Consider the following 11,586-nt stretch of genomic DNA (forward strand, 5'->3'; position numbering starts at 1 on the left):
GCTTGATCGTCTAACAGTTCAGTTAGGGGAAACTTGATCATGTTTATGTCTGTTGTTGCGTCAAAACTTTTTTCCTATTTTACCATTTCACCTATTTACCCACATGAGCGAATAAAATTACTAACTTCAACGACTGGCTGAGGTTGAAACCAATTAACTAACTTTTCTGCGAGAGGTTCGCTCATAGTAGCAGAATCAAGGCATTCGCCGAGTTGAGTGAAGTCCCATTTTCCTCGAATTTGTCCAAAGAGAATTTGCAATTTCTCTTCACTAATATCATCGGCTTTGACTCCTGAGCAGTCGATCGCCACACTTCCATCGGCAATCATGCCCGCAAAAGTATGTAACACAGCGTCAGGCTGTTGGATCAGGTTTTGCAGTTGTAAAGAGAGTTTTGAGGACATAATTTTGATTGAAGATAAGAGTAGTAAAAACTTTAGTTTTAGTCTCGAATTAATCTAGGCTGAAGCCTTAACTACGATATTAATTACAGGTTTTAGTTTGCCAGTAGGGGGCTTTGAGGTTTTCAATAAATTCAGAGGGATGGGAGGATGAGCCGCAGACCATTAGCGATCGCATGGCTCTGGAACAACCGACATAAAATAGCCGCCTTTGTTCATCGCGGATTTTAGAATGTTCTTCTGTCGGTAAATCACTGTTGAAGCTTGGGAAATTACCTGCTGCTAATCCCGTGACTACGACAAAAGGAAACTCTAAACCTTTAGCGGAATAGAGGGTCAGCACTTTAATATAGGGAGCTTTGAGATCGATCTTCTTACCTGAAACAAATTTAGCTTTGAGTCCTAGTTGGGTTAGCTGTTTGGCATAGGTTTCGGCGCTGTAGTTGTTTGGGCAAAGGATCGCGCTACCATGCAGAGGAAGACGAAAACGTTTGGCGGAGTCTACTAAAAAATCACGAATAGCGGCTAGTTCTTGATCTTGGTTGTTACTTAGGAAGAGCAAAGGAGGATCGCCAATATGTAAAGAGGGAATTTGCTGCAAGCATTCGGGATCGCCTGCTTCTGTGCCAAGGAGAATTTCGGTACAGGCGATCGCTATTTGTTGGGTGTTTCGATAGTTTTGCTTGAGGATGAGCGTCCGTCCTGCGACTTTCAAATCTTCATGGATTTGTTTCCAGCTAAAACCTCGCTGATAGATAGATTGCGAAGCATCGGCGGTGATGTAGATATTGTCAAAATTAGGAACGAGATTGAGTAAAAATCTGAGCGCTACAGGTGAAAAATCTTGCGCTTCATCTATAACGATCGCTTGATAGGGTTTTGTCTCTAAGTTTTGCGCGACTGTGAGGGCTTTGCGGCGCAGTTGCTCCCATGTGAGGCTGCCTTTTTCAGCTAATAACTGTTCCCATGTTTCATAGACTGCCCAAATTGCCTCACGGATATTTTGTCGCAACGGCACAGCCCGACCACGCCGATCATGGGCGATGTAATCATCAAGAGTGCGAATGCCCCAATTTTCGATCACTTGTAAGATTTCATCGAGGAGGTAGGGCAAACCCAGTTTTTGTAATGTTTGCAGTTTGACTTGGCGATCGAATACATTGTGAGCAGGAATGTTGGTTTTCTCTAGGGCTTGGGCTAACAGGGTTAAAGATTTATCGCGATCGATAAAGGGTGTAGCTTTACCTGTGGTAACGAAATAGCGGCGGGCGATCGCATCAATCGTAGTTACTTCTACGCCTTTTTCCGCAGGAGGACAGCCGAGTAATTGTTCTAGAAGTTGCTCAGAATAGGAAACGAGGGCATTGGTATAGGTGGTGAATAAAATTGAGGTGCAGCCCTGCTCGACTAATTTTTTGATGCGATAGAGGGCAAGGGTGGATTTACCAGTACCAGCGCCACCTTTGATCAGGACTGTGCCATTACTGCCAAATTGAATTAATTTCTCTTGTTCATCACTGAGCTTGAGTAAAAATGCACTGAGATCGCCAGCAAAATAGCGATCCAGATCTTCAGCTTGTTTAAGAACAAATTCGGGCTGACGTTCAATTTCTTCGATCGCACGGGGGTAAAGATTATCCAAAATCACATTGAGAAAGCGATCGGGCATATCTAGCTCTAGCAATGCCTCAGCGCTGTCAACTTTGGCGATCGCCGCCCAATATGATGACGGAATCTGCCACTGTCGCAAGATTTCTTCTGTGAGTGCGAAAGGAAGCTTAGTCAAGGCTTTAGCCTCATCCAAAACCTTAACCTCATCCCCCCTATCCCAAGAGAAACCAGAAGATACTGCCACCTTCTTCGGCTTAACAGACTGGCGATCGAGGGTGGTTTCTGGCGCTACGACATTAGGAATTTCGGTTTCATAGGTGCGCTCATTGCGTTTACGCACACTCAGCAGTTTTACCCAACCAGTACCGATCGCATAAAACAGGCGATAGTCACCAATGCGGATGCGATAAACATTTTCATAACCTTTGAGCTTTTTGGCATCGCCTTCGGCTGAGATGGGATCGCGTTCTAATAATTTGGTGGCTTTAGAAACTCGTTTGGACACATTCTGAGGGATGCCGATGAGTTCATTAAAGAAAGTTTGAGTAAAGGTGAGGCTAAAGGTCATGATGTCTAGATTAAAAATAGATTTTCAAATGGTTCTGTATTTTTCCAGCGATAGGTGTTGAAGTCTCGATAATCGACGGACAAAATACGACCATGCCCTAGCTCTTCGGCGAGGATAACTAGAGAAGCATCAGCTAAGTCCATTGGTAAGTTTCGATATTTTTCCATAAGCTGTTCGATACGAGGGCAATGGGTGGGATCGAGATCGAATATTTTCACCATTCCTGCTGCAATTTTGCGGATAAAGAGTTTTGGTGCATCTATCCCCACTCTTTTTTGCATGAGGTAACAGGTTTCTGTAACTACACACCAAGTTGTAATAAATTCTTCGTTCTCTAGTTTTTGAAATAGTTGAGTAGCGGATTGATGAGCAGCATCTTTCCGATTTGCCAGAGCTAACCAAAAGCCAGTATCAACGATTAGCATATTTTTGTTCGAGTTCATTACTCAGGTAGGTTTTGTAGTTTTTGGATAGATCTGGCTCTGCTTCCATGCAACCGATAAAGTCTGACCAATCTTTTTTTGGGGTTGCTGGGTTGCTCTGCTGACTTGATTTGGGGTGGGTTTTCAGTAAATCGATTAAGTTAAAGATAATTTGCTGTGCTTCAGGGGTGAGTTCAACGATGTCTTGTTGAACGGTGTTGAGGTTGGACATGGTATGTATTCTCCTGTTTAACTAACGGCGCTAAAGCGCGACTACTTATCACTAATTATCCTAGTCTTGACCGTAACCTGTAAGTTTCATTTAATCATCATCCTTGACACTCTATTTTATGTGTTTAATTTCGTAGTAAGGGCTTCAGCCTCAAAATCTTAATACCTTTGCGCTAAAGCGCGACTACTTATCCCAATCTTCGCCGTAATCTGCCTCAAAATCTTAATACCTTTGCGCTAAAGCGCGACTACTTATCCCAATCTTCGCCGTAATCTGTAACGGGGTACTCTAGCCAGCAGGTGCGTAGCCAGTCGCGTCCCTTTTCTTGTAAGTACCAATTGACGCTGCTTTCCTGCCAGTCATAGGGTGATGTGACTAAATTATGCTTGACGGGATTGTAGTGAATATAGTTTAGGGTGGTGTAATAATGTTTTTCTGAACGGATTGCCCGATCGCTGTAGGAATACCACATTTTTCCTGTTAGTCCGTCTTCTTTGTTCCACTGATGGGCGGTTCTACCGTGAATTAATCGTAGTTGTTTACTCAACCATCGAAAGCCAATGGTTTCAGTGAGTAGGTGATAGTGATTAGTAAGGACAACCCAAGCGAGGATTGTAATATTTTCTTGGATGAAGGTTTCAAATAGTTGGTTTAGTAGTTGCTGTCGGCGTTGGGGTGTGGTTAGTCGATGTTTGTGTTCGTAACAGGCGGCGGTGATCAGGTAATGGGATGCATCTTTAATCGGATGCGGCGGCGAGTGGGGCGGATACCCTTTTGCTAATCGTTGTCTAACGACTTCAGCTTTTTCTGCTGGTGAGAGTTTGCGATATTCGTACATATTAGTAGTAAGGGCTTTAGCCCAATATATTAATAATTTTGCGCTAAAGCGCGACTACGAGTTATCCCATGCTTCTAAAACGAGGCGTTGGGTGCGATATTCGCCATATTTCTTGATTTCGTTGTTTTTCAAGACTCGAAATGTCTCGCTGGGGAAGTCTGCGCCGTAGATGTCGGCGGGGTCGAGGATGTAGCGCAGTTCGTCACGGGTTAAGCCGTAGAGTTTGGCGTAGTAGGCATCGAGTTCGGCACGGATTTGGGCGCGGCGGGTTTCGTGCCAGATGAAGGGGGGAAGGAGGATGCCTTCGAGGTTTTCATCTGGGGTCTGGGTGGTGTCGGGGAAGGCGGCGCGGTTGGCTTGCCATTGTTCGAGGATGAGTTGGCGGAGGTGGGTTTGGTGGGTGGGGTCTGGTGGGGTGGTGAGTTCGAGTTGTTTTTTGCCTGTGATTTCAATGTCTAAGGCAAATTTGAGTTGTTTTTTGTCGCTGGCTTGGGTGAGGATAGAGTCGGTTTCGGCGTTGCTCTCTTCGACTTTGCTCTGGGATCGGGTGGGTGTGGGATTCCAAAGGTCATCGGCGAAGGGTTTGATGTCCCATGCGGTGTAGGTGAGTTCGAGGACGCGGGGGGTGATGTAGTTGATGTCGTTTTGGCTGTAGCGATCGGGGGGTAGGACGGGGAGTTGTTTGAGAATGAATTGGCTATAGTTAGTTCCTCCGAGTTTTTGGCGAGAAACAAAATCAAAAACTAAACTATTGAAATTAGCTAAAAGCAATGATAAAAGTCTTAAATACACTGGGTCTATTAAGGCAACAGTTGCGCTATGAGCTAAAGCAACTTTTGGTAATAAGGTAAAAATAGTTGTTCTTTCATTAGTTGCATTGGTAAGACAACGAAAGACTAAAAGCCAATTATGTAATTGTTTATCAGAAAGACGTTTCTCAACTTCAAAGAGATCTACCCAATAACGAGGGGTAATTGTGTAATCAGGATCTTGTGATCGCTCTACAGGAACATCTGGTAAATGAGAAGTTTGCGCTCCTTCAGGATAGTCAGCATAATCTCCAAATCGGTGATCGTAATGCCAAAACATTTTTGCTTCATATAGAGGTAATGTATTCTGACTAAAAGAATTTTTAAATAATCCGCTATCATTTGCCATGTGCAGTATTGTTGTAAACGATATACCCCAATGATTTTTGCCTGTTTTTTCATTTTCTAACACAGGTACGCACTCATAAATCTTCTTAGTTATTTCTGCATCTGTAGCAGTGCGAAACACAGAGCAAGTAAGCGTATTAGGATTCATGAGGGCGATATCTTGTGGCGCAAGTGGAAAAACTCTAAGAGGGCTATCTAACTGTCGAGGTTGTGTTAGGAAGAAAGCAAATTTCGTTTGCTCTACACAAGAACCAGTCATTGAAATTAAAGAAAACTTAAATCGACCATGCCCAATGCCATCAAATAAATTTTCTCTATTTTCAAAATCGTAAAGACTTACTAGGTTTTGCTTTTGTGTCAAATCACTGAAAAACTTTTTACAAGTATCATCAGTCGCAATCCCAGTAGGCACAATAATTCCAGCCCTACCATTCCCCGCAATCAAATCCCTCGCAGTCTCCGAAAACACCGCATAGGTATTCACATCACCCACCGCCGTCAAAGGAAAACGATTCGACTCGCGAATAAACTTACTTTGAGCATCAGCATCATGCTTCGCCGCCTCAAACTCCCGCGCCAAATCAGGCTTACGACTCGGCAAAGTCTTAATCAACTTCTCCCGTTCCGACTTATTCGCTGCCTTCGCAATATCCCCATCCCGCGAGGCAAAAAACTCCTTTTCCTGTAACTTGATGCGCTCCCAAGGAGGATTACCGAGAATGCAATCAAAACCATCATTCTCAAACACATCAGGAAACTCTAAAGCCCAATGAAAAAAGCCCTTCTCAGAGGCTAACTGATTCGCAGCATCAACAATATTTTGGATAGTCAGTAACGAGGCTTTAGCCTCCTCTCCCTCATTTTTTGGCGCTGAAGCGCGACTACGGGTTTCTTCACCTATATCTCTATGATTCAACAACCTGACTAACGCCGCCGTAGTTGGCAATAACTGCAAATTTTGCTCAGTCAAAGGCATAAAAAACGCCGCCGTCCACAAATTACAAGCCGAACGACTGCGCCACCACTTGCGATCGCGTTGATTAGCCTCATAGCGCTCCTTCTTTTGCTTCACAAACTCAGGCGTATTCTCAGGAATCCGATCTAACTCCTGCCATGCCGAGGCAATTTCCGCCAAATCATCATCTAACTGACCAGCCGTTGAGAGTTGCCCCTTGAGATCCTTGAGCCTTTCCTGCTTATTCGCCTTCTTCTTGATGCTAGACAAAGCCTTATCATCCCCCGTCACCGCCTTAAACGCCTCATCAGGAATCCCTTCTTTTAATACATCGAGATTTAAAACACCCACCAACGAGTTACCGCACTTAATGCGATGGTCAAGGAAATTAAGGGGCATCCCCTTCGCAAAACCCTCAATCCAGAGTGCAACCTTACAAAGGTCAACCGCTAGGGGATTGATATCCACACCATAAATGCAATGCTGAATCACATCACGAGTCGCCTCACGCAATGGTTCAGGACTAGGCGCAGCTTCACCCGTGCGGACTTTAGCCAATTCTTTCCCAATCCGCCGTGCTGCTGCCAACAGAAAATGTCCCGACCCACAGGCAGGATCGCAAACTTTAATACTCAGAAGTGCTTTTTGTAAATCCTCGGTATCCTTCATCCTTTCTGCAATCACAGGCTCCAAGGCACTCTTCACCAACTGCGCCACTAGCTCCGATGGCGTGTAATAAGCTCCTGTCGTTTTGCGATCGCTACCTGCCACTAACAAAAACTCATACTTACCCTGAGACAAACTCACCTGTGGATGAAAATCTAGCAGACTCTCATAAACACTTCCTAACTCTTCCACATCAAGCGCCGCATAATTAACCCGCCGCAGTTGAGCCTTATCCGTCGGTGCATAGAGCGATAGATAGCGAATAGCAACCATCAGATCGTAATTATCCAAAGCGCTCATATTTAGCTCTGGCAAAGTCGTTGATCCAAACAAATCACCATTTAGCGGCGACAGCCCCAACAACTCACCGCGCCAATTTTCATCAAAAAGGCAAAATGTCACCCGCAAACCTTGCCATAGGTCTTGAAATCCTTCGCGGCGAGGAATGATCGCCTTTTCTGCTAGAGCGCGTAAACGCTCAATGCTGTAATACTCCTCATAAATCCGTACCTTTTCAGGATCTTCCCCCGTCAGTAACAAATTGCGCGACTCTGCCACCATCAAGAATAGTAAGCGGTAGATCAGCAACAGGATTTGTCGATAAAAATCGCGATCGCTAATTTTGCCCTCATCCCCCCTGCCCCCTTCTCCCAATGAGGGCGAAGGGGGAGTAAGAGCATCCCTCAATGCTTGGTTTTTTGGATGCTGTAAGAAACCATTCCCTAACTGGGCGATCGCTTTTTCGACACCATCCCGTAGGCGATCGCGTACCCTGCCGCCCTGTTGCAAAGTTTCTTGATGATAAAACTCCCACAGGCACTCATGGGCATCGTCCATTCCTATCGGTAAACGCGATCGGTGAAACAACCGATAAAACAACCCAAATTCAGCAAAGTTTTCCCCTTCGAGAATTTGCTCAAGATCAAACTCAATATAAGTAAGCCTCGTCATCAAAGAAGAGTCGCGCAACAATCGCCACTGCAAACCATTCGTGACAATCCCCCATAGATGCTCAGTCCGATTCAGATATTCCTGCATCAACCCATGCGCCGACAGCCTCGGATTTCCACTCGGCGGCTTCTGGTCAAGTCTTATTCTGCATCCAGTAACATGAATCGGTGGAGTCACCGTAGTAGTTGCTTTAGCAACCTCCCCACCCCAATCCCCCGCCCGATGCGAAATCGCAAAACTCTGTCCATCAACAATCTCCGCCTCACCCCGAAAAGTGGGCAAATATCCCAAGTTATAAAGCAAAGGCACAACCCAAGCCTTGCGCGTTTCCGTAGTCCCTGACTCCGAAAAGCCCGATTCTTCACGGGATTTTTTAAATCCTGCCCAAAACTTTTTCGCCTCACCCCACACCGTCGCAATCTCATCCGCCAGTTTATCCGCCTTCGCAAACCCAAAATCATCAGGCGCTTGCCCCTTAATACCGCCCGTAACCAGATCCGCCAGATAGTCTCCCGCAATCAAGTTACCTTCGATATGCAAACCTGTTGTGTTTTTAACGATTTGAGTAGTAGTCATGATACTTAATTAAATTGATGATTAACCGTAGTAAGGCTTTAGCCTATGAATTTAAAGGTGTAAAAGGCTAAAGCCTTGACTACTTGGAATTACTTTGGTTTCAAAACATATACACCGAGCAGATCCATTGGTAGCTGAGCCTTCACCTTCACCTGTCCCTCCTTCGTAATTGCTCTAACTCTACGATGAGATTGGGCTAAATCTTGCGATCGCTTTTTGGCAATTAACTCCAATTCCTCCTGCAAATCTTCCATACTTTCTAACAAGTCGCGCATTTCTGAGCGTGCAATACCCTCACTAGGCGGATCGGCAGAGGGTTGAGCCGTTTCAATTAATCGTAAAGCCTCACTTGGTTCTAACCAGATCGGATTGTCAGATGTTCCTGTAAAACCAACCACTAAACATTCTTCCGCTAATAGGCTTTTATCCTCCTTAAGTCCTTGTTTGGGGCTGTCGATCAAATGACGCAAGCGCAATAGTAATAAAACTGTGCGCCTAGTCACCGCATCCGTCACCGTAAAACCACACCTTGCCGCCACAGGATTAGTGGTATTAGTCAAAACATTTTCTAATAAATATCTTGCCAAACTTTCGACGAGGGGGTGATTGCGCCCAATAAATTCCACACCTTCGGGCGTAGGACTGACAAAGGAAAGAGTTAACTTTTGGCGATCGCCTAAGAATGCGGACAAACTAGAGGCAATCTGGGACGGGATATTTGGCAACAGATAGCAAGGATGCTTATGAATCGTTTTGGGAATAAGAAAAGCCTCCAAACGCCCACAAGCTGATCGTACAAAGCGCTCAATTTCTTTAGCATTACCCAACACGCGATCGGACTCAATTAATTCCTGTTGCACATCTTCCGAAGTAATTGCCCTCTGAGCAAACCTTGTACGGCTAACTTTTTCTTCGGCTTGTTCCCAAATTCGAGTCATTTCTTTATCTAGTAGCGCCAACTGTGAGCCAGCGTCAAAAATAGAAAGCTGTACCCCTACCGCTTCATATTCAAATAAAGAGTTGAAAATTCGCTCGGTAATATTGGCATTATCCATCGGCACAGGGACAGTAATGCCCAAGGAACGATGGATTTTAACCGCTTTGCGTATCAATACTTTTAAGACCACATCATCGATGGGGTTGTCCTGTCCACAGAGTAAAGCACATTTCACTTCCGATGCTTTTTGACCATAGCGATCAACTCTACCCTCACGCTGTTCTAGTCGGTTAGGATTCCAAGGTAAGTCATAGTGCAGCACCGCCGAGAAATGCTCTTGCAGGTTCACCCCTTCACTGAGGCAGTCGGTCGCCACTAATACCCTTTGTTCATAGCTGGCTAGTTCCTTTAAAAATATCTCCCGTTCATCTTCCGACTGCTCACCTGTAATTGCCAATACCCGCAAGCGATCGCCTTTTTTGTCTAATCTTTGCTTCAACACATCCCCCAGATGCTTGGCGACATATTGCGCCGTGGCAATGTAGCGACACCAGATAATCGGATGATGTCCTTCATTGAGAAGCGTGATCACTGTCGCGATCGCCTGTTGCAGTTTGGCATCCTTTGCGCCGTAAAGTTTTTCGGCAGATTGAACAAAGGCTTTGAGCTTACGGCGATCACTATCTCGATATTGTTGCTGTCCCTGCTCGATCGCTAATGTGGGTTGAGCATCGGCAGACTGTTCCTGTTCGGTCGGATCGTAAACATAGGAAGCCATCAAGTCTTCATCGATCGCTTCTTCCTCTAACTGCTCCGCCACCTCACGTTTTTCCACTTGCTTACTCAAGGTCGCCACCGCCGCCGCAGGTGATGACATCACACAACGAATCAGCGCCAACGCCGCCCAATAACGTCCTCGCTTTTGGGCATAGGACATATCATCAGTAACACCCTTAACCAAGCCTCGCGCAAAATCATAAACCTCATTAAATAATTCTCGATATTCTCGCGTCAGCTTGTAACTAAGCTCAGTGGATAGTCTTTCAGGAAACGGGGTTTCATTGCCTAGCCACTGCTTCACATCAGCGCGACGACGTTGGATAAAATGATTGGCTAGTTTAGTCCGTTCTTGTTCAGAGAGATGTTCTAAATTCATCGCCGCAAATTCTGGTTTAACCAAGCCCAAAATCGATAAAAAAGATTCTTCAATACCGCTATGGGGCGTTGCCGATAGCAGCATTAAATGGCGATCTAGCTTTGCCGCTATCTCATTCACTAACTGATGGCGTTGCTGTTGCGAAGCACTTTGACCACTGGGACGCGAACAGGTATGCGCTTCATCGACTATCACTAAATCTGGGCAATGGGCTAAAAAACTCGCTCGCCGTTTATCGGACTTGGCATAGTCAAGACTAACGATGATATGGGGATAGTAGCCAAATACATGGTGATCTCCCGCAGGTAGCGATCGCTCTAACTTACCCACCGTCCCCGAACGAATCACGACTGCTTCAATATGAAATTTTTCCCGTAATTCTCTTTGCCATTGATCGCAGAGGTGCGGCGGACATAAAACCGCAAGGCGCTTAATTTCTTGGCGATCGAGCATTTCCCTCGCAATCAGTCCCGCCTCAATCGTCTTGCCAATTCCCACATCATCGGCTATCAACAATCGCACTGTCGGCAACCGCAAAGCCATCAGCAAAGGAACCATCTGATAAGGACGCGGATACACCGACAATCTCCCCAAACTCCGAAAAGGTCCCGCCCCATTTCGCAAACTTAGCCTTGCGGCATCCATCAATAACAAAGCCGCTTGGCGATCTTGAATTGCTTCAGGTTGTGGCGAAGGAAATTCGGCTGACTCAATTACTTCCAATCCCAACTTCTTAAAAACACCGCAAACCTCATCCTCATTACCGCTTAAAGGTCGTAGCCTGACCACATCAGCATGATCGGAAGGCAAAACAACCCACTGCCGATCGCGACAGGTAACAACAGAACCAATGTTATAACTAGGCATATTTGAAAAACCCCAAAATTAGAAAACTTTTAAAGAGCTTGAGATTTAGTTGGGGCTTGCTTCTTCAGTAGGTTTGGCTTCTTTGGGCTTTTTCTCAAATACTTGAATATTTGGCTCAAGCAAAACAAATCCTGACTCAGTAGCCTCCCCCATCTTGCCAGCGATCGCCGCTACCCACTGCGGATAATTAGCCTGTGCATCTTCCAACTTCTTAAATACCTTGGGCTTCACCGTAACGCTAAAGATTTG

General features: G+C 45.4%; 7 protein-coding genes and 1 pseudogene. All 8 read right to left on the bottom strand.

What is annotated here, in order from left to right:
• Nucleotides 1–95: 95 nt before the first annotated feature.
• A complete protein-coding gene (locus H6F44_RS20525) occupies nt 96–404 on the bottom strand; it encodes a hypothetical protein (RefSeq protein ID WP_190352954.1) in 309 nt (102 codons plus the stop codon).
• Between the two features lie 79 nt (nt 405–483).
• Nucleotides 484–2,580, bottom strand: a complete 2,097-nt coding sequence (locus H6F44_RS20530) for a 3'-5' exonuclease (protein ID WP_199302215.1) — start codon at nt 2,578–2,580, stop codon at nt 484–486.
• Nucleotides 2,581–2,585: 5 nt separating this feature from the next.
• Nucleotides 2,586–3,005, bottom strand: coding sequence for a type II toxin-antitoxin system VapC family toxin (locus tag H6F44_RS20535; RefSeq protein ID WP_190352959.1), 420 nt, complete (start codon nt 3,003–3,005; stop codon nt 2,586–2,588).
• Nucleotides 2,992–3,234, bottom strand: a complete 243-nt coding sequence (locus tag H6F44_RS20540; protein WP_190352955.1) for a hypothetical protein — start codon at nt 3,232–3,234, stop codon at nt 2,992–2,994. Before H6F44_RS20540 ends, H6F44_RS20535 begins: the two co-directional genes overlap by 14 nt.
• Nucleotides 3,235–3,481: 247 nt before the next feature.
• Nucleotides 3,482–4,072, bottom strand: a complete 591-nt coding sequence (locus tag H6F44_RS20545; RefSeq protein WP_190352956.1) for an REP-associated tyrosine transposase — start codon at nt 4,070–4,072, stop codon at nt 3,482–3,484.
• 54 nt (nt 4,073–4,126) lie between these two features.
• Nucleotides 4,127–8,377, bottom strand: a complete 4,251-nt coding sequence (locus H6F44_RS23670; RefSeq protein ID WP_199302216.1) for an Eco57I restriction-modification methylase domain-containing protein — start codon at nt 8,375–8,377, stop codon at nt 4,127–4,129.
• 89 nt (nt 8,378–8,466) lie between these two features.
• Nucleotides 8,467–11,337: a helicase-related protein gene (locus H6F44_RS20555; protein WP_190352957.1), complete on the bottom strand. Its 2,871-nt coding sequence runs from the start codon at nt 11,335–11,337 to the stop codon at nt 8,467–8,469.
• A gap of 45 nt (nt 11,338–11,382) precedes the next feature.
• Nucleotides 11,383–11,586 (bottom strand): annotated as a pseudogene (locus H6F44_RS20560) (fertility inhibition FinO-like protein); the annotation flags it as partial.

This window comes from Pseudanabaena cinerea FACHB-1277, assembly GCF_014696345.1.
Classification (GTDB): domain Bacteria; phylum Cyanobacteriota; class Cyanobacteriia; order Pseudanabaenales; family Pseudanabaenaceae; genus Pseudanabaena; species Pseudanabaena cinerea.